Source organism: Streptomyces sp. NPDC001219 (assembly GCF_053597915.1).
In genome coordinates, this window is record NZ_JBSFJF010000029.1 from 80,453 (window position 1) to 101,285 (window position 20,833).

Here is a 20,833-nt window from a genome sequence, read left to right on the forward strand (position 1 = left end):
TCCTCAAGTTCCCTAGAAAGGAATGCCGTTGCGTAGCACGGCCGGCGCGTTCAGCGTGACCGTGGCCGGCGAGCTGATGGCCGCCGCGGCGCCCGCGTTGACGGCCACCGCGCCGACCGCGGACACGGAGACCGCGCCGACCGAGTTGACGGCCACCGCGCCGGCCGACTTGAGGCTGATCGCGCCGGTCGCGTTGATGTCCGCCACGCCCCCCGCCGCGACGCCGAACTTCGCGCCCGCCTTGATGTCGACCGCCCCGCCGGCGCTCATCGTCAGCGAGCCGCCCGCGGTCAGCGACAGGTTGCCGCCCGCCTTGATGCTCACGTTCCGGGTCCCCGTGATGGAGACGGAACCGTCGCTGCGGATGGTGACGCTGGTGCGCGCCTCGTCCATGTGGACGGTCATCCGGCCGTTGCCGGTCTGCAGCCGGATACCGCTCTTCATCCGGGTCTTGGCGTCCAGCAGCTCGACGATGTGACCGCTGCGCGAGGCGAAGCTGCGCCAGTTGACCCGCCCGCTGGTCGGGTCGACCGCGGGCAGACCGTCCGGTTCCTTCGGCGGCTTGTCCCGGCCGTTGTAGAGCCCGGCCAGCACATACGGATGCTCCAGCGAGCCCCGGTCGAAGGCGCACAGCACCTCGTCGCCGACCTCCGGCAGGACCAGCCCGCCGCCCCGGACACCGCCCAGCTGCGCGACCCGGCACCAGTCGCTCTCGTAGGTGTCCGACAGCCACGGGAAACGCAGCCGGACCCGGCCCAGCCGCAGCGGGTCCTTGGCATTGCTGACCAGCGCCATCGCCACACCCGGCATGGGCGGCGCCGCCTCGGCGCCGCCGGAGGCGAGCCCGTACAGCGACCGGAACTGCCGCCCCGAGACGGTCAGCCAGGTGGTGAACGGCCGCCCGGACTCGAAGACATGGCGGACACCGGTCGCGGTGTACTTCCCCTCGAAGGGGAACCCGGCCCCCTTCAGCGCCACCGGCTGCCCCGGCTTCAGGTCCGGATTGCCGGTGACCGCCACCTCCAGCTCGGCGAACGACCCCGCCGCGTCGTCGGCGAGCGCCCGCGCGGCATGGGTCACCTGGGCCTGGCTGGTGAACGGGGTGTCCGTGGCGGTGAGTTCGGCCTTCCCGAACGGCTTGCTGAGCTGCCCCGGCGTGATGTCCGCGACGATGTCCTTGCTCGTCGTGGCCGGGGACTGCGCGGACAGCGCACGCTTGGCCCGCATGTCCCAGCCGCGCGCACCCGCCCTGTCGACCTGCCCGGCGGCGGTGACGGCGATCCGGCTGTGCATCGCGTTGTGGCCGAACTCCAGGACGTACGGGCTCTGCGCGGCCGGTGTGCTGTCGGCGGGCGCCGACGAGGCCGGGGAGAGCTTCCCGAACTGGAGCTTGCCCTTCGGGTCGAAGGAGAGGTGGGCGTCGTTCTCCTGGGCGAGGCGGAGCAGGAAGTCCCAGTCGGTGATGTTGGGCTGGGTGGCCAGCTCGTAGACGGTGCGGGTGGGCTCCACCTTGCCGAGGGACAGCTTGTTGAGACCGGCGAGACGGCGCACGATGTCGCTCGCGGTCATGTTGGGGTAGCCCGCGACCCGGCGGTTGCGCAGCAGCCGGTGCCCGGGGTCGTATCCCCGCACGACCAGGTACTTGCCGCTCGCGTCCGCGTCCACTTCGAGAGCGGTGATCTCGCCGGTCAGCATGGGCGTACCGCGCCGCCCGTCCGTGAAGGGCGACAGCACCGCCTTCGCCCCGACCTTGATCTGGGGGAAGGTCTTGAGGATGTCCGACCCCGTGTCACTGAAGGTGAGCTGGAAGGCGGACGGCACATTCACGCTCGCGTCCACCCAGCCCTCGATGAGGAGGGTGGCGAGCTTGTCGGGCAGCGGCGTGCCGCCGATCTCGGCGTACAGGACGCTGGTGTACGTCTTCTCACTCATCGGATGCTCTCGCTGCTCATCGGGCGGCCTCGTGGGTTGTGGGATGCGGGGGAGGGCTCGGGGGACGGCCTTCCGGCGCGTCCTCGTCGGCGGCGGGCAGCAGTAGCTCCGTGCCCGGCCGCAGCCGCATCGGATCGTCGATCCCGTTCGCCTCCGCGATCAGCCGCCAGCGGGTCGCGTCCCCGTACTCCCGCCAGGCCAGCGAGGCGAGCGAGTCCCCCGCGACCGTGCGGTGGATACGGCGGGCGGAGAGCGCGCCGGAGGTCGGGTTCTGCCCCTTGGTGGGCATGGCCACCTCGGTGAGGGACAGCGTGCAGGTGGCGCGGATCGGTTCGCCGGTGGGGTTGAAGAGGGTGTACGTGGCGTTGACGCTCGTTACGTACGCCACGAACTGCACCGTGTTGAAGGACCCCCAGGAGAACCGCACCCAAGGTGGCGAAGGCCGCTTGGAGTTGACGCTCTGCGCCGTCACCTCGCAGCAGGACAGCAGCAGTTCGATCTTCTTCTGCACCTTGCCGGAATTCGGGGTGCCGGAGGCGTCCAGGAACACCTCCAGCTGGAGTGTGGCGGGCCGGGTGCCGGTGAACTTGGGCGGCGCGCCCCGCGTGTAGGCGACCGCGGTCTGGGTGTGCCACTCCGCCTCCCGCCCGAGCTGCAACTGGGTCGGATTGAACTGGAACTCCACCTCACCGATCCGGCCGCCGAGGGAGCCGCCGAGGTCGGTGGGGGGCTGGTGAATCGCGAGGGCGGCCCGTACGAGGCTCGCGCCCGCCTTCCCGCCGGTCGGGGCGGCCACCTCAGGCACCTCCCGCGTCGGTGAACCCGTGGTGCGCGATCTCCAGCGTCTCGGTCGCCACCCCCGGGCTCGCCGGGTCCAGACTCGGCCCCTGCCAGCGCACCGGCAGCACCTCCACCAGCCCCCACTGCGCGACGATCGAACCGTCGGCGCGGAGCGCGGCGATCTGCGCGGTGGGCCGGGTGATGCCGGTGGCGAGGGACGAGATCCAGGCGGCCACCCGGGAGGTGTCGGCGGTGAGCGGGCGGGTGAGCCGGATCGTGGAGAACGTGACGCGGGTGGGCAGCTGCCAGACGAAACCGTTGTTGCCGCCCTCCTGCCGCTGCTCCACCTCCACCTCGGAGGCCAGGCCGTCGCAGCCGTTGAACAGGCCGAGGTCCTGGCCGTCGATGGTCAGCTTGAAGAAGACGGTGGAACCGGGGTCCTGGGCCTTGGGCATGGTGGCTGGTCTTTCGGGTGGAGTGGTGGCGGGGCGGGGTCGGAGTCGGTGGAGGCGGAGTGGGACCGGACGTCGGCCGGACGGACGGGCGGGTGCGGGTCAGCGGCCGTGGTCGCGCAGCCGCCCGATGCGCTCACGGTCGCCGCGCAACTCGGCACGGAGCAGCCGAGAGAGGGGCGCGACCAGACGCCGGGCCAGCGCGTCCAGGGCGGCGGGGTCGGAGGGGTCGGGTGAGGTGGCGGGGTTGGCGGGGCTGGCCTGGTCGGTGGCCGCGGGGGTGGCGGCGGCCCTCTTGGCTGGCGTGGTGGTGGGGGTGGACCTCGGGGCGGCCGCTGTGGGGGAGTTGGGGGTGCGCTGGAGGGGGCTGGAGGTCTGCGCCGGAGCGGCGGCGGGCGGAGTCGCCGAGGCCGGGCGTGTGGGCGGGGCGGTGGACGAGAGGGGCTGGGGGGAGGACATCGGAGGTGAGGCCGGGGACGCGGCCGGGTGCGGAGCCGGACCCGGGGCCCCGGGGGTGGCGGGAGGTGCGGGGGCTCGCTGGACCATGGGCATGCCGGGGAGGGCGGCCGGTGCGGTCCGGACGGTACGAGACGGCGTGGACGACGGGAGCGGCGTGCGTGCCGGTGCCGACGCCGATGCCGGTTTGTGCAGGGCGACGGCGGGCACGCCGGTCGCCCGCCGGGGTGCGGGGCCTGCGGGGTGGGGAGGGGGCGCCCCCGTGCCTGCGGTGTTCGCCGTGCTTGCGGTGTTCGCCGTGCCCGCGGTGTGCGGGGTGCTCGCCGTGTGCCGGGTGCTCGTCACGGGGCGGAGGGGGACGGCGGTGGGTGCCGCGGCGGGCACGCTGGAGCGCTGGACCGCGGCCGGACCGGCGGCTGCGGCCCGCGTGGCGGACCGCTGCACCGCCGCGGGCGCGGCGGCGTCCGCCTGCTGCCCGGTGGGCTGTTGACGGGACACCAGGTCCAGCGCACGCGCCGACGCGAGCGGCGCCCGCCGGGTGACACGGGGCGGGCGGTCGGCGCCCGCCGTCCGTATGTCGCGCGTGAGCGACTGGGGAGCCTGCTTGGCCTGCTTGGCCTGGGAGGGGCCCGCGCCGGCCTCCCGTAGGCGGGATTCCGCCGCACCGCGCTCCGGTGCGTCCGATGCCGGCGTACGGGGTTCCGTCCCGGGCGACTGCGGCGTACGAGGTGCCGCCGCGCGGGGCGCCCGCACGGGGCTCTCCGAAGCACGGCTCACCGACGGGGGTGTGGTCGGCAACGGTCCTACGGGGGAGGGCGATGGGGCAGACGAGGCCGCGCGCTGCACCGGGGCCGGGGCCGGGGTCGGGGCCGGGGACGGTGACGAGTACGGGGTCCGGGGCGAGCGCGGAGCCGGTGTCGAAGTCGGGGGTGAGGGTGGTGTGTGGGTCTGTGCGGGTGCTGACGGTGGTGCTGGTGCTGGTGCTGGTGCTGGTGCCGGTGCCGCTGCTGGGTTCGGTGCCGATGTGGGCGTCGCTTCGGACGCGGACATGGGTGTGGGTGCTGACGCAGACGTGGGCGTGGACCTGGACGCGGACGTCGGCGTTGGTGCGGCCGCCTCGTGGCGGATCGGGGTGGACTCGGTGGGTGCGCCGATCAGTGGCTTGCGCTGGACCGCGGGTTGCGAGGGCTGACCGGGGGCCGGCGTACGGCCGGGACCGGGGGCCGCCGTACGGCCCTGACCGGCCGGCGGCCGGACCGGCTGTGCGTCGGACGGAACGTCCTTGGCCGGGCCACCACTGTCCGCGTCGGAGAGCAGCGGGGCGCCAAGTCCCAGGCGCTGACGGTCTGTTCCCGTGGTCCGGCGCGCAGGCGGTTGGGCGGCCTTGTCCGCCGCCCGCTGGACCGGCCGGCTCGTGCGGTCGCCGTCGCGCGGGGGCGCGCTCGGGGCCGGGCTCGGGGCCGGGCTCGCGGGAGTGTTCGTGACCGGACCCGGGGCCGTGTGTTCGCTGGCCTTGGCGTCCGCGCGCGGCGGTGTGCTCTTGGCCGGAGAGGCAGAAGAGGCGGGTCGAGGCGGCGAGGCAGGAATCGGGGCCGGGTTCGAGGCAGGCCTCGCGCTCGGTGCGGTGCCTGGAGCCGGCCGCGTCGAGTCACCGCTCGGCGCCGGGCCGCCGCCGGGCGTGGTGTCCGTGGTCCGCGGCGCCTCCGGTGCGCTGCTCCGGTTCGGGGCGGACCGACGTGGGCCGGTGGCCCGCCGCTGTACGACACGTTGGGGGATGTCGGGCCGCACAGCGGCGGGTTCCGGTGCCGCACCCTTGCTCGCCGGTTCGGCGGCGGAAGTGCGGGGTGAGGGGGCAGAGACCGGGGGCGCCGCGTGCGGAGCCATGGGCGTCGCTGCTGCTGTTGTAGACGCGGGTGCCTCGGTGCGCTGCACGGGCGCGTCAGCGGGCGAGGGGGCGGTGCCGCCGCTCGCCGGTCGCGACGCGGTGGCAGGCCGCAGCCGGCGCGGCGGCATCGGGACCCTCTCCGCCGAGGTGAGCGGGGACCGTGCGCCGGCCGGCCTCCGCACGGGCATGGCCACGGGCAGGCCGGCGGGCGCCGCTCCGCGCGACGCGGAGCGAGCGGTCTCGCCGCCACCGCCAGGCACGGCCTCGGCACCCGGGACGCCCATAGCACCGGGCACGGCCCCGGCACGGGGCACGTCCGTGCCACCCGCACTCCTGGCTGCCGTACCGCCGCCCCCGGAAGCCGACTTGGCCACCACGGGCCCCGGCCGACCACCACGCGCGGCACCCGAAGGCGCGGCGCCTGAAGTCGCGGCCGACGGTGTGACCGACGGCGTGACCGACGGCGTGCCGGACGCCCCGGCCGACGGATTGCCGGACGGGGGGACAGCAGAGGAAGTGATGCTCGGCGAGACCGACGAACCGGCCGTCGGGGCAACCCGAGGCGTACGCGCCGACTTGGCCGACGGCGCACCCGAGACGGCGCCCGGCGCCTCGTTCCCCGGGTTCGCGGACGACCTCGCGCCCCCCGAATCCGACGGACGAGGAGTACGCGCGGCGGCCGTCGAGGTGCGCGGCGCCCCCAGCCCCACCGCCCGCTGCACGGCCGCACCCCGGGATTCGCTACCTGCCCCACCCCGGGCCGCCTCGCCGGCCGCCGTACCCCGGCGGCCCTCTGCACGTGCCGCACGGCGGCTCTCGCCACGAACCGCACGAGGACTCTCAGCCCGCGCCCCACCCTGGGACGCCGCACGATCCACGCGATCCGCACCCTGAGCCTCAGCCCGGCCCGCACCCTGAGCCTCAGCCCGGCCGGCACCCTGAGCTTCCGCCCGCGCCGCACCTCGGGACTCGGCCCGCGCCGCATCCCTCGACGCCGCACGATCCGCCCCCCGGGACTCGGCCTGCGCCGCCCCCCGGGTCTCCGCCCGCACCGCACGCTGAGCCGTCATCCGCGCCCCGGTCCCGCCGGAACGATCGGCCCGCCCACCGGGGCTCCGGCCCGTACTCGCCCGTCGCCCCGGACCCGAACCCGGACCCGCACCCGCCGTGGCAGCACTCCCGAACCCCGCCGCCGGGTCCTTGGCCGTCGGCTCCTGCGCCCGGTCCGCGACCGGAAGCCGCAGGACCGGCAGCCCCAGGTCGACGGGGCGGCCGGTGACGGGGACCAGGGCGTCGCGCAGTACACCGCCGGGGGCGGTGGCCTGCACGTCGTGCCCCAGTTCCCCGCCGAGGGACGGGTTGTGGTGTGCGCTCAGCGACGCGGCGAAGCCGGCTTCCGCGACGGTGCGGGGCGCCGCCAGGACCCGCTGGATGGGGGGCACGGCGGACCAGCCGCCGTCGCCACCACCGTCCGCGCTCCCGGCATCCGCACCCGCGGTCGCCCCGGCCTCAGGCCCCTGCTGCGCACGCTGTGCGCTCCGGGCATCCCGCGCCCCCCGCCGCCACCTGAACAACCCCATCCTCCGTCACTGCTTCCCTTCAGCCCGCTCCACCAGGGCGGCGATCTGTGACACGTACGCGCGCCGGTCGGCATGTTCGAGATCGAGGATGTCGTCCACGCCCCAGTGGAAGTGGTAGGCGAGATAGGCGACTTCCTCCTCGATACGCCCGGTCGCGTACGTCACGATTCCCCCAGGCGGCTCCCGGCCAGTTCCACTTCGAAGGACTCCTCGCAGTGCGGACAGGACACCGCGGCGCGCGTGTGCCCCTCCGCGTTGATCTGCCGGTAGAAGTCCTGGAGAAAGGCCAGATCGGAGGCGAACATGTTCTCCACCGTTCCGTCGTGCACGGAGGCGAGCGTGCCGAGCCGGGTGATGACCCGGCCCAGCAGCACCACCGACAGATATGCCGGGTTCTCGCGCACCCGCACATCCCGCAGCGGGATCAGTTCGTCCCGTGCCGTCGCCAGCCGCATCGCGCCGTTCCGGTGGACGGCCCCGGACTCGTCCACGAATCCGCGGGGCAACTCGAACTCGAATTCCGTCCGCAGGGGCTCACGTTGCTGTTGCGTCCCCGCCGGGCCGTCGCGCCGCATTATTCGATGACCAGCTCTTCGAAGACGATGGTGACCTGCTCGGTCAGCGCGGCGGCGTCGCCCGCCTTGACTCCGCTGGTCTCCACCTTGCTGCACCAGGCGTTGCGCATGTTGTAACGCTTCACCGGGTTGTTCTGGTAATCCATCATCATGATGGTGGCGTTCTTACGGGCCGAACCCATGTCGCCCGCAATGGACTTGTTGATCCACTCGCTGAACGAGCTGCTCTCCGTCATACCGCGGGTCACGGTGCACTCGCCGGCCTTCTTCGTGCCGGGCATCTTCTTCACGACGGGCTTTCCGTCCGCCGAGACCTGCTGGTACTCGATGACGTCCTGCTCCATGGTCAGACCGCTGACCTCCTGCAGATACTCGACCATCACGCCGTCGATCTGCAGGCCGAAATTGTGTGTGGCGATCGCGTCACCGGGCTGAAAGGACAAGGTGGTTCACTCCTGTGCTGGGAAAGAAAAACGTGACGGATGAGAGGTGACAGGTGAAGCGGAGGGGAAAAGCCCCGGTGGTGGCTTCTACTCCTCCAGCTCCCCGCCGCCGCCCGAGAACTGGGCCAGCCGGAAGACCACGAACTCGGCGGGCTTGACCGGCGCGATACCGATCTCGCACACGACCCGTCCCACGTCGACGGACTCCGGAGGGTTGGTCTCCGCGTCACACTTCACATAGAACGCGTCCTCGGGGCGCTGCCCGAACAGGGCGCCGGAACGCCACTCGTTCACCAGGAACGCCGAGATGTTGCGCCGGATACGGGCCCACAGCGCCGCGTCGTTCGGCTCGAACACCACCCACTGGGTGCCGATGAGAATCGACTCCTCCAGGTAGTTGAAGTAGCGCCGCACGTTCAGGTAGCGCCAGGCCGGGTCGGAGGCCATGGTCCGCGCGCCCCACACCCGGATACCGCGGCCGGGGAAGGCCCGGATGCAGTTCACGCCGACCGGGTTGAGCAGGTCCTGCTCACCGCGGGTGATCTGCAGCTCCAGGTCGACGGCGCCGCGGACGATCTCGTTGGCGGGGGCCTTGTGCACGCCGCGCTCGGAGTCGTTACGGGCCCACACACCGGCCATGTGCCCGGACGGCGGGACGGTGCGGGTCTGGCCGGTGGCCGGGTCGAAGGCCTTGATCCACGGGTAGTAGAGCGCGGCGTAGCGGGAGTCGTAGCCCGCGATCTCCTGGCGCCACTTCCGGATGTCGCGTGCGTTGAGCGCCGGCGGCGGGTCGAGGACCGCCATCCGGTCACCCATCAGCTCACAGTGCGCGATCAGGCCCAGCTGGACGGCCTTGACCTGCTCCAGGTCGATCAGGCCCTGCTGGTAGGCGGCCATCAGGTCGGGTACGGCCACCATGTTGACCTCGTCGAGCGCCTCCAGACCGCCGAAGCCGGTGCGGTCGGCGGAGTCGCCGATGAACTGGCCGGAGGCGATCCGCTCGACCGCGCCGTTCGTGGCGGGCGCCGCGGGGGCCGCGGTGGGCGGGGCCAGCGTGACCTGCTGGGCGTCCGGCTTCGCCAGCTGCGCTGCCGGGGCGGCCTCCTCGACGGCGATGGTCTTGGACCGCTGCTTGACCTGCGTGACGACGTAGTTCCGCGAGCTCTTCTTCGCGCTGACGTCGAAGCTCTCGACGACCTTGTCGCCGTCCTTGACGGCCAGCTTGAACCGGTCGGAGTTGCCCTCGCCCTCGACGTCCTGCACCTCGACGGTGAGCGCCCCGCCGGCGGTGGAACCGGCCGCGATCGCCGAGACCTTGAAGGCGCCGAGCGCGGTGGGCTCCCCGGCCGTCAGCGCCCTGGGCGCCTCGGGGGCCGCGGCGGTCTGCGACTCGCGGTCGTCGGACCCGCCGACCCGCACCACGTACGCGGCGGTGCCGCCGTTGTTGAAGAACCCGTACACGGAGTGCGCGAGGTAGTACCCGTCCGTGAACTCACCGAAGGCGGCCACGTACTGGGACCAGTTCGTCACCAGCGTCGGCTCGTTGAGCGGGCCGGTGGGAGCGAGCCCCACGAAGGCCGCCACCGACGTCCCGACCCCTTCGATGGGCCGCGATCCGCTGGCGACTTCCTCGACGTAGACGCCGGGGGACAGGTAGCTGGGCATGTTCTGTTACTCCCTGGAATTGCGAACTGGCCGGTTCGGTGGTTTCTGGTGCTCTGCGGTGAGGAGGAAAGGCTTACGCGCGGGCGCCGACGGACCCGGCCGAGGCAGGGGCGGAGGTGCCGGTGTGCAGGGTGTGTCCGCGGCCGGGCCCGTGCCGACGCCGCTCCGCACCGGCCATGACGGCCGGGAACGCCGCGTCGCCCACGGCCCGCCGCGGGACGGCGGCGGCCTCCGGGGTGCGACGCTCCGCCTCACCGGCCGCTGTCCGCCGCACCGCGCCGGAGGGGGGAGAGGACGTCGTACGGACGGTGCGCGCCGTCGTCGCGCGCTCGCTTCCCGGGCCGGGCCGCCGGTCCTGTGCTCGCACGATGTTCCTCCCCCGCCACCACACTGCTGCTGCTTCTGCTCCCTACGCTCTCGACCCTGGCCGACGGGCGAGCCGGGCTGTAGAGACGAACGGGCCCCGTCGGGGGCAGAGCGGGCTGCCCGTTCGGTCACGCCGGGGGCGCCGACCGCTCCGCGTAGGTCCGGTTCCTGTCACCGACGACGCTGCCGAAGGACTGACCGGTCCCGGCTCGGCCGGACAGATCGAAGGGGCCGGGGGGCTTGCCCTGACGCAGCACGCCGGTGCGGTCGGCGGCGGTCTCGTACGTGAGGCTGTCGGGGCTGTCGCGCAGGATGACGGCCGCGATGCGCATGGCCAGCGCGAAAAGCTGCGCTGCACCTGCCGGTGCTCGTGAGCCGGAGCCGGGATGTGGGCGTGGCCAGGTCCGCGGGACGCGGGTGCGGGCGGCTAATTCCCCTTCCGCGCCCCGCCGTTCGTGTGTGCGCACGAGGGCTCCCGTTCCGGCGTCCGGCAGGTTCGTGGGGGCCGTGGTGGTGGCGCCCCACCGCCGATTTTCGGCCGCAGCGCGAAACGTGGCCAGAGCCGGAAGGGGAGCCGAAGGGGCAGTGTGGTTGCCCTGGCGAACACCGCAAAGTGTCAGCCCGCACGGTGAACCAGCGGTACAGCACACAAGAGCACCGGTGTGAAGCCCCAATGGCCGGAGAAAAAGGGGGGATTGGCCGTTGGGTCATTATCAGTCATTTTCCGGCCTGCCCTGTCAGAGGGCTGAGCTAGTTTGGTAAGGCCGGTACATCCGTGCTGGTCCAAGGGGTGGCGTGTAGGTCGACAGGGGCAGGGGAGCGAGCTGGCGGTGCACGGCGACGCGGGCGATATGGACGACTTGACGTGCCCGGCGGAGGCGAGCGCCCCGGACCGGGGCGACGGGTTGCGGTTTCAGGTGCTCGGCCCGGTGCGGGCCTGGCGGGGGGACCGTCCGCTGCAGCTCGGCCCGCCGCAACAGCGCGCCGTGCTGGCCATGTTGCTGCTGCACGCGGGCCGGCCGGTGTCCGTACCGCAGCTGGTGGACGCGCTGTGGGACGAGGAGCCGCCACCACGGGCGGTGGGCACCCTGCGGACCTATGTCTCGCGGCTCCGCGTCCTGTTGGAGCCGGACCGCGGGCTCCGGCAGCCCGCACGCCTGCTGGTGTCGTCGGGCGGCGGCTACGCCCTGCGGGTGCCCGACGGGACACTGGACGCCGCCGCGTTCGAGGAGCGGCTGGTCGCGGCAGGCCGGCTACGGGCCGCCGGCGACACCGCGGGCGCGTACGAGCAGCTGAGCGCGGCGCTGGCGCTCCCCGAGGGCGTGGCCCTGGCCGGACTGCCCGGCCCGTATGCCCAGCGGCAGCGCGACCGGCTCACCGAACTCCGCGTCACCGCCCAGGAGGAACTCTTCGCCTGCGTGGAGGAGTCGGGCGGGCGTGCCGGGTCCATGGCGGACCCGGTCGCCGCGCTGCGCGCCTTCGCCACCGAGCACCCGCTGCGGGAACGGGCCCAGGCGCTGCTGATGCTGGCCCTGCACCGCGCGGGCCGCCGGGCCGAGGCCCTCGCGGTGTACGCGGCCACCCGCCGTACCCTCGACACCGAACTCGGCACCGAACCGGGCCGTGAACTCCGCGCGCTGTACGAAGCGTTGCGGGCGGGTGCGGGGCGCCATGGACCCGAGGCCGGCGCGCGGCCCCAGCCCGGCACAAGACCCGGGCCCGGCACCGGTTCCAGATACGGCCCGGGCCCCGGCCCACGGCCCGCTCCCGGTCCCGGCCGCGACACCCGCGAGGGCCACGACAGCCGTGACCGCCGGCTCGCCCCGTCCCGGCCCGCCCGGGACCCCTCCTGCCCCGGCCCGCCACCGCCCGTCCCGGCCCAGCTGCCGCACGACATCGCCGACTTCACGGGGCGGACGGAGGCCGTGGCCCAGCTGACGTCCGCGCTGCGCGGGGCGGAGGGCGGACGGGCGCCGGTGGTGGCCGCGCTCAGCGGGCTCGGCGGGGTCGGCAAGACGGCGCTGGCCGTGCATGCCGCACACGCCGTACGGGACCGCTTCCCCGACGGGCAGCTGTACGTGGACCTGCGGGGCACCGGCCCGGCCCCGGCCGACAGCGGCGCCGTACTGACCCACTTCCTGCGCGCGCTCGGCGTCGCGGAGAGCGCGGTCCCGCACGGACTGGAGGAGAAGGCCGCCCTGTACCGCTCGCTGCTCGCCGGCCGCGGGGTCCTCGTCCTCCTCGACAACGCCCGCGACGGCGCGCAGGTGCGGCCGCTGCTGCCCGGGGCGCCGGGGTGCGCGGTCCTGGTCACCAGCCGTGCGCGGACGCTCGCCCTGCCCGGTGCCGGCGGTGTGCATGTGGAGGTGATGGCCGAGGGGGAGGCGCTGGGGCTGCTCGGCGCGATCACGGGAGCGGAGCGGGTGGCCGCCGAGCCGGCCGCCGCCCGCGAACTGATCGCGGTCTGCGCCGGGTTGCCGCTCGCCGTGCGCATCGCCGCCGCCCGCCTGGCGTCCCGGCCGGGGTGGGCCCTGGCCGACCTCGTGGCCCGGCTGAGCGAGGAGCGGCGGCTGACCGAGCTGCGGGTGGGCGACCTGGGCGTGGAGGCCACCTTCCGGCTCGGCTACGAGGCGCTCGGCCCCGGCCTCGCGCACGCCTTCCGGACCCTCGCCCTCGGCGGCCTGCCGGCCTTCTGCCGGGCCGCCGCTGCCGCACTGCTGGACACCACCGACGACGCGGCGGACGCGGCGGTCGAGACGCTGGTGGACGCCGGGCTGGTCGAGCCGCACGGCGACGACGGCTACCGCTACCACGAGCTGGTCGGGCTGTTCGCCCGGCGGCTGGGCGAGCGCCATGACGGCCCGGGGGAGCGGGAGGCGGCACAGCGCCGCTACTTCGGCCACCTGCTGGCCACCGTCCTGACCGCGGCGCGGCTGAGCGCACCGCGACACCTCCCGCCAGCCCTGCCGCACCACCCGGACGTGCCGGGCCGACCGCTCGCCGACGCGGCCGCCGCGCGCGCATGGCTCCAGGACACGCACACCCGGCTGTACGCGACCGTGCGGCGGGCCCTGGACACGGCGCCCGGACTGCTGGGCCCCGCCGTGGACCTCCTCACCGCGTGGTCGTACGCGCTCCGCGGCACCACGCGCCACCGCGCCCTCGAACCGCTGGTGCGCCACGCCGTGGACAGCGCCCGGCGGCACGGCGACGAGGCGGCCGCGGCGCGCGCCCGGCGCCTGCTCGGCGGCCCGCGCCCCGGCACCGACACGTTCGGCCGGACCGTGCGCATGCCACGGGAGGGCCTGCGGCCGGTCCTGGTGCGCCCGGTACCGCCGGGCGAATCCGAGGCGGCACACGGGGCGGTGGCCCCTCCGTGGCCGGTGTGGCGGCAGTGCCGGTATGAGCGGAACCCGTGCCGGGCGGCGCTGGCCCGGGCCCGGCTCCTCTCACGCGAACCGGCCGGGCGGAGGCGGGAGCGGCCGAGGCGGCGGACGGTGCCCGGCTGTTCGCGGAGCCCTCCGGAGGCAGCCGGACGGGCAGGAGTCGATGCCCCCGTCCCGGCACTTTCGTACCACCGCGGGCGGCGTACACGGGCCTAGCCTGCGGGTATGGCACGGTGCGCCGCTCCGGACCCGTTCCTGTGACCGTGGTGCGTGGTCCCGGCCGCCGTGGGCGCAGCTCCGTCCCTGGTCGGCGGGTGTGTGAACCGGCCTGGGCAGCCTGGCCGGTGGCCGCAGGGCCGCCGGGTGAGCGGCCCGGGGGAGCCCGCGACGGTGCGCATGGTGCCGCCGGGGCCGCACGGGGCTGCCACGGGGTGTGAAGAGCCGTAAGGACATCGCACTCTGCCCCCGGCTCTGCCCTTACGCACGCTGCGCCGGACCGCCGTCGCCGGTTGACTGCCCTGGTGAGCATGTGGACTTCACTGGAACCGGCCGCGATCACCGTCGACCCCGGTTCCGACGCGAGGGTAAGGCTGCGGGTACGCAACACGGGCGACACCGTGGAGGAGTACCGGCTGCAGCCCGTCGGCGCCGCAGCGGGCTGGACACGGGTGGAGCCGGACGTGCTGCGGCTGTATCCCGGGGCCGAGGGCACGGCGCAGGTCGAGTTCGCGCCTCCGCGCACGCCCGATGCCGCCGCCGGTCCGACGCCCTTCGGCATCCGTGTCGAGCCGGCCGAGCACCCCGAGATCCGCGATGTGGTCGAGGGCCAGGTCACGGTGGGGCCGTTCACCGAACTCCGTTGTGAGCTGGTGCCGTTGACCGTACGCGGCCGCTGGCGGGCCAAGGCGTCGGCGGCCGTCGACAACCTCGGCAACCAGCCGCTGACGGTCTCCCTGTCCGGCCGGGAGAACGGCGACGCCCTCACCGTCGAGCCCGAGCCGACCTCGGTGCAGATCGCGCCGGGCCGCGCCGGTTTCGTCGACCTGAACATCCGCCCCGGCGCGGTGAGCTGGGTCGGCGGCGAGCACAAGCACCCCTTCACGGTGTCCGTGACGCGGGCCGGCACCTCGGAGCCGACCGAACTGCGCGGCACCTACCTCCAGCCGTCCGTGCTGCCGCGCTGGGTGATGGCGCTGCTGTCACTGCTGCTCGTGGCGGCGCTGGCCTTCGTGGCGCTGTGGTTCAGGGCCGTGCCCAAGGTGGCCAGCAGCGCGCGGGAGAAGGCCAGCCAGTCCCACAAGCTCCCGGCGAAGGAGGAGAAGCCGTCCAAACCGGCGCCTTCCCCGCCCCCGGAGAAGGAGCCCGAGGAGAAGCCCGAGGAGCCGGCGCCGGAGCCGCCCGCCGATGACGGCGGCGGGGAGCCCGAGGCGCCGCAGCAGCAGACCATCCGGTCCAACGCCAACGGCGGCTGGTACCTCCAGGCCAACCAGGGCGGCCAGGAGGACGGCACCCAGGTCGGCCAGAGCGCCACCTGGACGGATGACCAGTTCGGCCGCAACCAGTGGTGGATCATCCACCACTACGCCGAGGACAACACGGTCTCCCTGGAGCCGGGCAGCTCCCCGGGCAGCGTCGCCCAGCTGAAGCCGAACACGAACGAGGTCGAGCTGATGGCGGCCGACGCGGAGCAGCTGGCCTCGGGCAAGCTGCCGCCCCATCAGAAGTGGCGGCTGGTGGACACGGGCGACGGCCGCACCCGCATCGTCAACGTGAGCAACGACGATTGTCTGACCGACATGCAGAACGACAAGGGCGCGGTGTCCTACAAGTGCGCCGACGGGCCCTACGACCGGCAGGACTGGAAGATCGCCGAAGGGCAGTGACCCGGGCCGGGGCCGGGCACACCGCCCGGCCCCGGCGGCACCCGGACCCTCAGTCCCACAACGGCGAGGCGTCCGGCACCAGCCGCCCCATCTTGCGGTACTCGCGCCGCGCCCCGGCCCGTACGTCCTCGGCCGTCACCGGCCCGCCGCGCCCCGCCGCGAGATAGCCCGCGGTCACCGCGGCCGACCGGATCGCCCCGCCGGCCAGCTCGAACTCCTTGGCGCAGACGTCGAGTCCGAGGTCCGGCGCGCAGGGGGTGGCCGCCAGACAGGAGCGCCACAGGGCGATCCGCTGCTCGACGTCCGGGAACGGGAAGTCGACCACCAGGTCCAGCCGCCGGGTGAACGCGTCGTCGATGTTGGCCCGCAGGTTGGTGGTCAGCACGGCGATCCCGTCGAACGCCTCCAGCCGCTGGAGCAGGTACGCGCTCTCCAGGTTCGCGTACCGGTCGTGTGAGCTCTTGACCTCCGAGCGCTTGCCGAAGACGGCGTCGGCCTCGTCGAAGAGCAGCACCGCGTCCGTGCGGTCGGCCTCGGAGAAGATCTTCTCCAGGTTCTTCTCGGTCTCCCCGATGTACTTGTCCACCACCGCGGACAGCTCCACCACATAGAGGTCCAGGCCCAGTTCACCCGCCACCACCTCGGCGGAGAGCGTCTTTCCGGTACCGGACTCCCCGGCGAACAGCGCCACCACGCCCCGCCCGCGCCCACCGCCGGTGCGCAGCCGCCACTCGCCCAGCACCTTCTCGCGGTGCCGCGCCCGCTGCACCAGCTCGTGCAGCAGCGACAGCGGTTCGGACGGCAGGACGAGCCCCTCGAAGCCGACCGCGGGCCGCACGCGCCGGGCGTGCCGGTCCAGCAGCGGCGCGGACTGCTGGCGCGCGCTGTGCTGGACATGGGCGGCGGTCACCGGCGTCCCGTCGAAGGCGGCGAGGGCGGTGGCCGCACGGGCCGCCCGCCGGATCTGCGCGGCGCCCAGCCGGTACGGGGCCACGGCCGCGCCGAGGTCGAAACCGGCGTCCACGGAGCCGAGTTCGGCGCTCCAGACCTCGTCGGCCGCCGCCCCGCCGTCCGGCGCGTCCAGCGCGAACAGCCCGGAATCCGGTGCCCAGCCCGGGTCGTACGGCTCGCTTCCGAAGAAGGCCACCGGCACGTCCCCGCCCGCCAGCGCCCGGACGAGCCCCTCGGGCCGCTCCGGCAGCGGTCCCACGACGACCGCGGCCCCCCGCAGCCGGGCCTCCCTCAGCAGCGCGCCCGGGAGGCCCGCGCCGTCCTCGGGCCGGCCCTCCGGCCGGTAGCGCAGGACGGGCAGGCCGGCCCGCCGCAGGCCCTCGGTCACCGGCTCGGCGGCGGTACCCGGCCGGCGTTCCCGCAGGTGGACGGCGACCGGCCGCGCGGCCGCGAGCGCGGCGAGCCGCTCGGCGAAGGGCTCGCCCCCCGCGCGGGCGTCGCTTCCCGTCGCGCCCGCGGAACCCTTGCCCGGCGACAGCAACTCCACCTCTCCGCCGCTGAGTTCGGGATCGAGGCCGTCGTCCCCCAGCAGATGCGCCACCACCCGCTCCGGGACCCGCAGCGCCCGCCCCGGCAGCGGCCGGTCCTCGTCCTCGATGACCAGCAGCCCGCCGGACAGCAGCGGCGCGGCGGGGTGGAAGCGGGCGCGGGCCGCGGGCGCGTACGGGCCGGTGCCCGCCAGGTCCAGCGTCAGCGCGACCGTGGCCCGCCGCCGCCCGACATCGTCGTTGAGGTAGCCGTACAGCGGCTCGAAGCCCCGGTCCACGTCGGGCGCGAGCGCGGCCAGGAGGATGTGCAGGTCCAGGGCCGACAGCCGGAACCGCGCGGCGAGCGCGGCCGCGCGGTCCGGCGCTCCGGAGGAGTCCGCCGCCCCCTCGGCCGCCGCCCCCTCCACCGGCGCGCCGGTGGACGCCGTGTCCGCGGATCTCTCCTCCGGGTACGGCGCGTTCGTGCCCGTCGTCGGAGGCTGGGCGGCCAGCCGTCTGGCCGTCTCCGGGGTCACATACAGGCCGCGCAGCGGGTCCGAGGCCGTCGGATCGTCGGCGCTGCGCCGTTCGACCAGGTCCGCGACGCGTGCGCGCAGTCCCGCCAGCCGGGCGAGCAGTGCGCCACCGGCGTGCCCGGGCGTCTCGTTGCCGCTCACCGCTTCTCCCCGCTGTCCGTCGTGGACGGCGCGGCACCCAGGGTGGACCGGAGCATCCGGGGCTCGGAGTCGCCGGGGACGCCGTCGATTCCCCGCACGATGGCGACCGCGCCCTCGGTGACCGGCGGCGCCACGTCGTACGACGGCGTGACCGGGAACGGCACGGTGAGCACCACGTCCAGGGACGGCTTGAGTTCACCGCCGAGCGCGGACCAGATGTCGGCGAGTGAGCGGGACTCGGGGGGCGGCACCGCGACCGTCAGCGGAAGGGTCGCCTCCAGCGCGCGCAGCGCGTCCGGCAGCGCGGCCGCCGGCAGCACCTCGTGCGAGAGCAGGCACCCCAGCGCGGCGGACAGCAGCCGGTGCTCGTCCTCCGGGCGGGTGGTCCACGCCGTGACCAGGTAGGACAGCCGGAACCAGCGCCGCGGTTGCCGCCGGCGCACGACGACACCGGTGGCGTCCCGCTCGGCTATCGCCCCGCGTTCGCGGCGGGTGACCTCCTCGCGTATGTCGTAGAGATAGGCGTTGAGCGTGGGGGCGTTGCGCCGTGCCGCCCAGTCCCGGGTCGGTGCCTCGAACGCGACCTCCCCGGAGCCCTCCGGCAGGACCCCGCCGCGCAGCACGCTCCGCATCGCCTCGTCGACTTCGTGGATCATGCCTGTGCCTCCGCCCGGTGGCCTGCCGCCCGCATGTCCCTGACCATCTCCGTCACCGCTTCACCCTCTGTTGTCGCCTGCGCACCCGTCCGTGCGCCCGCACCCGTCACCGTGCCTGCTTCCGTCCCCATCAGATGTAGCCCTCCCGCAGCGCGTAGGCGACGGCGTGCGCCCGGTTGTGCAACTGCAGCCGCGTCATCAGGGCGTGCAGCACGTTCTTGACGGTGCGTTCGGAGTAGGCGAGCTTCTCGGAGATCTGCCGGGTGTCCAGCCCCTCGGCGACCAGCCGCAGCACATCGACCTCGCGCGGCGCCATCCCGAGCGTCGGGACGAACCCCACGGGGGCGGATGTCGTCACCGACCGCCGCAGCTGCCCCACCTGGGTGAGCAGCGTGCTGATCAGGTCCGGCGGCAGGTCGCCCTCACCGCGCGCCGCGCTCTGCACCGCCCGCAACAGCCGCTGCGGGGTGGTCTGGTGGCGCCACAGGATGGCCCGTACGCCGTACTCGACGACCGTCATCAGCTCCGGCTCGCGCAGGTCCCGGGCGATCAGCACCACCCGCTGCTCACCACCCCGTACGAGCCGTCTCAGCTCGGCCGCGGTGATCTCGTCGAAGCGGTCGATGGGCATGATCGCCACGGTCCCGACCGCCTCACCGCCGTCCTTCCCTCTTCCGCGCTCCGCCTGTTCCGTCCGCTCCCTGACCGCCGTCGCGGTCTGGTTCTGGACGATCTCGACCGCGGGCTGGTGCTGTAGATGACTGACGACTCCGGCCCGACTGAGCGGGTCGGAGGCGTGCACCGTCACGGTGACACGTGTATCCGGCACTTGAGTTCCTCGTCTCGCCCCCGTTTACCGACTGCCGCAGAGTGCGTGAAGGCAATCAACAAACGTTTACCGGGCAATCAACGCCGGTGGCGCACCCGTTCCGGAGCCGGGCGAAGGACGGCATGACCACCGGAAACACCGCGAAGAAGGCGAGGAAGCAGCCGGGGTGACGCGCCGTCGGGAACGGACGCGTCACCCCGTGGCCGGAGGGGCTTGCCTAGCGCGAGGAGGAGGCCGTCCGCTCCGGCGCCGGCGTCCGTGACGGGTTGCTCCGCGGGTGCTGCGGGTTGAGGAACCACTTGCGGGCGGAGACGAGCCACCAGGTGCCGGCGAAGACCAGCACCACACCCACGGCGAGCGGGGCGTAGTTGAACGTCTCCAGGGTCACCGGGCTCTGCTGGGGCAGCATGAACAGCACGGTGATGACCGCGACCCAGCCGACCGCGATCAGACCGACCGGCCGGGACCAGCGCCCCAGGTGCCAGGGGCCGCGCCGGAAGTTCTCGCCTTGGCGCAGCCGCAGCAGGGTGGGCACCACATAGGCGATGTAGAGGCCGATCGTCGCGATGGAGGTGACGGCGGCGTAGGCGGTCGTGTTGAACAGGTACGGCAGACCGAGCACGAACGCCCCGCCCGCGGCCAGCCACACGGCGTTGGTCGGGGTGCGGGTCCCCGGGTGGAGCTTGTGCCAGACGGCGGAGAACGGCAGCGCCCCGTCGCGCGAGAAGGCGTAGATCATGCGGGAGTTCGCGGTCACCGACGCCATGCCGCAGAACAGCTGGGCGCCGATGATGACCAGCAGCATCAGCTTGCCGGTGGTCGCGCCGAGCGCGTCCAGGAAGATCTGCGCCGGCGGCACACCGGTGCCCGACTCCAGGGCGCCGTTGTACGACTGGATGGCGAAGGTCAGGCCGAAGAGCAGCACGAACCCGGCCGCCCAGGACACCACGATCGAGCGGACGATCCCCTTGGGCCCCTCGACCGAGGCGTTCTTCGTCTCCTCCGTCATATGGGCGGACGCGTCATAGCCGGTGAAGGTGTACTGCGCCATCAGCAGCCCGATGAGCGCGACATAGACCGCGGAGCCCCAGCCGGTGTTGTTGACGAACTCGGTGAAGACGAAGGCGGGGGACCGGTGCTTGTCCGGGATGACCAGCAGGGCCCCGACGATCACCACGACGCCGATCAGGTGCCACCACACCGAGACGGTGTTGAAGAAGCCGACCACGCGCACCCGGAAGGTGTTCACCACGGCGTGCAGCAGCAGGATCACCCCGAACAGCGTGATCGTGTGGGCGGGGGTGGCCGCGTAGTCGAACTGCAGGTTCAGGTAGGCGTTGAGGAAGGACGCGGCGCCGAAGTCGATGCCGGCGGTCACGGCCACCTGCCCCAGCGTGTTGAACCAGCCGGTGAACCAGGCCCAGGCCGGTGCGGACCGCTGCGGGGCGAGCTTGTGCGCCCAGAAGTAGAGGCCGGCCGAGGTCGGGTAGGAGGAGCAGACCTCGGCCATGGCCAGGCCGACGAACAGGGTCATCAGACCGACGAGCACCCAGCCCCACATGATCAGGGCCGGGCCGCCGGTGTTCATACCGAAGCCGTACATGGTGAGGCAGCCGGACAGGATGCTGATGATGGTGAACGAGACGGCGAAGTTCTGCCGCCCGGACATCGAGCGGTCCAACGTCTGCGCGATGCCGAGTTCGGCCAGGCGCTCCTCCTCCGTCTGCGTGACGCTTGGAATGTCCAGTGGCATGGCTGAGCCTCTCCTGTTGGTGGCGCGGTACATGCGG

Annotated in this window: 17 protein-coding genes; 3 read left to right on the top strand and 14 right to left on the bottom strand. The window is 73.7% G+C overall.

Annotation, left to right across the window (positions count from 1 at the left end; genetic code table 11):
- Positions 1 to 12: 12 nt before the first annotated feature.
- The 4 genes from ACWC9R_RS20130 to ACWC9R_RS20145 form a co-directional block, all read right to left on the bottom strand.
- Entirely contained in the window at positions 13 to 1,932 is a 1,920-nt protein-coding gene (locus ACWC9R_RS20130; RefSeq protein WP_450733279.1) for a VgrG-related protein, read from the bottom strand.
- 16 nt (positions 1,933 to 1,948) lie between these two features.
- Positions 1,949 to 2,728 carry a CIS tube protein gene (locus ACWC9R_RS20135; protein WP_450733281.1) on the bottom strand — a complete coding sequence of 260 codons (780 nt, stop codon included), beginning with the start codon at positions 2,726 to 2,728 and terminating at the stop codon, positions 1,949 to 1,951.
- A gap of 1 nt (position 2,729) precedes the next feature.
- On the bottom strand, positions 2,730 to 3,167 hold the full coding sequence (locus ACWC9R_RS20140; protein WP_362607046.1) for a phage tail protein: 438 nt from the start codon (positions 3,165 to 3,167) through the stop codon (positions 2,730 to 2,732).
- A 99-nt stretch (positions 3,168 to 3,266) separates the two neighbouring features.
- The gene (locus ACWC9R_RS20145; RefSeq protein ID WP_450733283.1) at positions 3,267 to 3,623 is read right to left on the bottom strand and encodes a hypothetical protein; all 357 of its coding nucleotides are present in this window, start codon (positions 3,621 to 3,623) and stop codon (positions 3,267 to 3,269) included.
- Positions 3,624 to 3,882: 259 nt separating this feature from the next.
- Here ACWC9R_RS20145 and ACWC9R_RS20150 point away from each other — a divergent pair, with 259 nt between their 5' ends.
- Positions 3,883 to 4,110 (top strand): hypothetical protein, encoded by a 228-nt coding sequence (locus ACWC9R_RS20150; RefSeq protein ID WP_450733285.1) that lies wholly within the window; start codon positions 3,883 to 3,885, stop codon positions 4,108 to 4,110.
- Between the two features lie 2,981 nt (positions 4,111 to 7,091).
- Here ACWC9R_RS20150 and ACWC9R_RS20155 read toward each other — a convergent pair.
- From ACWC9R_RS20155 to ACWC9R_RS20180, 6 genes are all read right to left on the bottom strand, one after another.
- Positions 7,092 to 7,250: a DUF6760 family protein gene (locus tag ACWC9R_RS20155; protein ID WP_362607040.1), complete on the bottom strand. Its 159-nt coding sequence runs from the start codon at positions 7,248 to 7,250 to the stop codon at positions 7,092 to 7,094.
- Positions 7,247 to 7,660, bottom strand: coding sequence for a hypothetical protein (locus ACWC9R_RS20160; RefSeq protein WP_362607038.1), 414 nt, complete (start codon positions 7,658 to 7,660; stop codon positions 7,247 to 7,249). The genes ACWC9R_RS20155 and ACWC9R_RS20160 overlap by 4 nt, the downstream gene beginning before the upstream one ends.
- Positions 7,660 to 8,103, bottom strand: a complete 444-nt coding sequence (locus ACWC9R_RS20165; RefSeq protein WP_450733287.1) for a phage tail protein — start codon at positions 8,101 to 8,103, stop codon at positions 7,660 to 7,662. The genes ACWC9R_RS20160 and ACWC9R_RS20165 overlap by 1 nt, the downstream gene beginning before the upstream one ends.
- A gap of 87 nt (positions 8,104 to 8,190) precedes the next feature.
- The gene (locus ACWC9R_RS20170; RefSeq protein WP_450733289.1) at positions 8,191 to 9,768 is read right to left on the bottom strand and encodes a phage tail sheath subtilisin-like domain-containing protein; all 1,578 of its coding nucleotides are present in this window, start codon (positions 9,766 to 9,768) and stop codon (positions 8,191 to 8,193) included.
- Between the two features lie 73 nt (positions 9,769 to 9,841).
- Positions 9,842 to 10,135, bottom strand: a complete 294-nt coding sequence (locus tag ACWC9R_RS20175; RefSeq protein WP_450733291.1) for a hypothetical protein — start codon at positions 10,133 to 10,135, stop codon at positions 9,842 to 9,844.
- A 127-nt stretch (positions 10,136 to 10,262) separates the two neighbouring features.
- The gene (locus ACWC9R_RS20180; protein ID WP_450733293.1) at positions 10,263 to 10,466 is read right to left on the bottom strand and encodes a hypothetical protein; all 204 of its coding nucleotides are present in this window, start codon (positions 10,464 to 10,466) and stop codon (positions 10,263 to 10,265) included.
- Between the two features lie 519 nt (positions 10,467 to 10,985).
- On the opposite strand from ACWC9R_RS20180, the gene ACWC9R_RS20185 reads away from it, so the two are divergent.
- Together ACWC9R_RS20185 and ACWC9R_RS20190 are read left to right on the top strand one after the other, a co-directional pair.
- A complete protein-coding gene (locus ACWC9R_RS20185) occupies positions 10,986 to 13,736 on the top strand; it encodes a BTAD domain-containing putative transcriptional regulator (protein ID WP_450733295.1) in 2,751 nt (916 codons plus the stop codon).
- 311 nt (positions 13,737 to 14,047) lie between these two features.
- Positions 14,048 to 15,403, top strand: a complete 1,356-nt coding sequence (locus tag ACWC9R_RS20190) for an RICIN domain-containing protein (protein ID WP_450733296.1) — start codon at positions 14,048 to 14,050, stop codon at positions 15,401 to 15,403.
- A gap of 49 nt (positions 15,404 to 15,452) precedes the next feature.
- Here the strand turns inward: ACWC9R_RS20190 and ACWC9R_RS20195 are convergent, their stop codons facing one another.
- The 4 genes from ACWC9R_RS20195 to ACWC9R_RS20210 all read right to left on the bottom strand — a co-directional run bounded on the left by ACWC9R_RS20195 (position 15,453) and on the right by ACWC9R_RS20210 (position 20,796).
- Positions 15,453 to 17,558 carry an ATP-binding protein gene (locus tag ACWC9R_RS20195; RefSeq protein ID WP_450733298.1) on the bottom strand — a complete coding sequence of 702 codons (2,106 nt, stop codon included), beginning with the start codon at positions 17,556 to 17,558 and terminating at the stop codon, positions 15,453 to 15,455.
- Entirely contained in the window at positions 17,555 to 18,214 is a 660-nt protein-coding gene (locus ACWC9R_RS20200) for a DUF4255 domain-containing protein (protein WP_450733300.1), read from the bottom strand. Before ACWC9R_RS20200 ends, ACWC9R_RS20195 begins: the two co-directional genes overlap by 4 nt.
- Positions 18,215 to 18,344: 130 nt before the next feature.
- Positions 18,345 to 19,043: a helix-turn-helix transcriptional regulator gene (locus ACWC9R_RS20205; protein WP_393359906.1), complete on the bottom strand. Its 699-nt coding sequence runs from the start codon at positions 19,041 to 19,043 to the stop codon at positions 18,345 to 18,347.
- Positions 19,044 to 19,260: 217 nt separating this feature from the next.
- A complete protein-coding gene (locus tag ACWC9R_RS20210) occupies positions 19,261 to 20,796 on the bottom strand; it encodes an amino acid permease (RefSeq protein ID WP_450733302.1) in 1,536 nt (511 codons plus the stop codon).
- Between the last annotated feature and the right edge of the window lie 37 nt (positions 20,797 to 20,833).

Coding starts and splice junctions, on each gene's coding strand:
- ACWC9R_RS20130 (WP_450733279.1), bottom strand. CDS start 1,932: ATGAGTGAGAAGACGTACACCAGCGTCCTGTACGCCGAGATCGGCGGC.
- ACWC9R_RS20140 (WP_362607046.1), bottom strand. CDS start 3,167: ATGCCCAAGGCCCAGGACCCCGGTTCCACCGTCTTCTTCAAGCTGACC.
- ACWC9R_RS20145 (WP_450733283.1), bottom strand. CDS start 3,623: ATGTCCTCCCCCCAGCCCCTCTCGTCCACCGCCCCGCCCACACGCCCG.
- ACWC9R_RS20160 (WP_362607038.1), bottom strand. CDS start 7,660: ATGCGGCGCGACGGCCCGGCGGGGACGCAACAGCAACGTGAGCCCCTG.
- ACWC9R_RS20170 (WP_450733289.1), bottom strand. CDS start 9,768: ATGCCCAGCTACCTGTCCCCCGGCGTCTACGTCGAGGAAGTCGCCAGC.
- ACWC9R_RS20180 (WP_450733293.1), bottom strand. CDS start 10,466: ATGCGCATCGCGGCCGTCATCCTGCGCGACAGCCCCGACAGCCTCACG.
- ACWC9R_RS20185 (WP_450733295.1), top strand. CDS start 10,986: ATGGACGACTTGACGTGCCCGGCGGAGGCGAGCGCCCCGGACCGGGGC.
- ACWC9R_RS20190 (WP_450733296.1), top strand. CDS start 14,048: ATGTGGACTTCACTGGAACCGGCCGCGATCACCGTCGACCCCGGTTCC.
- ACWC9R_RS20200 (WP_450733300.1), bottom strand. CDS start 18,214: ATGATCCACGAAGTCGACGAGGCGATGCGGAGCGTGCTGCGCGGCGGG.
- ACWC9R_RS20210 (WP_450733302.1), bottom strand. CDS start 20,796: ATGCCACTGGACATTCCAAGCGTCACGCAGACGGAGGAGGAGCGCCTG.